The organism is Shigella sp. FC1967, assembly GCF_001743005.1.
In the GTDB taxonomy this organism is placed as follows: domain Bacteria; phylum Pseudomonadota; class Gammaproteobacteria; order Enterobacterales; family Enterobacteriaceae; genus Proteus.
Genome location: NZ_MIIZ01001461.1, coordinates 1 through 341 on the forward strand (window position 1 = coordinate 1; position 341 = coordinate 341).

The following is a 341-nucleotide window of genomic DNA, read 5'->3' on the forward strand; positions in this document are numbered from 1 at the left end:
TTTTTGTTTTCGACGTAGGTTACGGCTGGCATTGATAAGGTGGCGCGGATTAGCAATCTTATTGCCGTCTGATTTGATGGCGTAATGACTCAGCCCCACATCAAGTCCCGTGATATTTGATATCAATGTTGGCTTTGCCGGTGCTTCTACCCCGTCATCACAGAGTAGTGACGCATAGTATTTTCCGGTTGCGCTGCGACTCAGTGTGATACTTTTTCAGCGCCCCCGTAATTTCACGATGTAAACGCGCTTCAATCGGTGCGATTTTCGGGATTTTTATCGCGCCATCAATGACTTTGATCCCGACACAATGATAGCTAGATTGTCTGCCATGCTTACTT

At 46.6% G+C, this 341-nt stretch carries 1 pseudogene; it reads right to left on the reverse strand.

Features of this window, described 5'->3' with window-relative positions:
• A pseudogene (locus BHE89_RS22970) lies at window positions 1-341 on the reverse strand (RNA-guided endonuclease TnpB family protein); the annotation flags it as partial.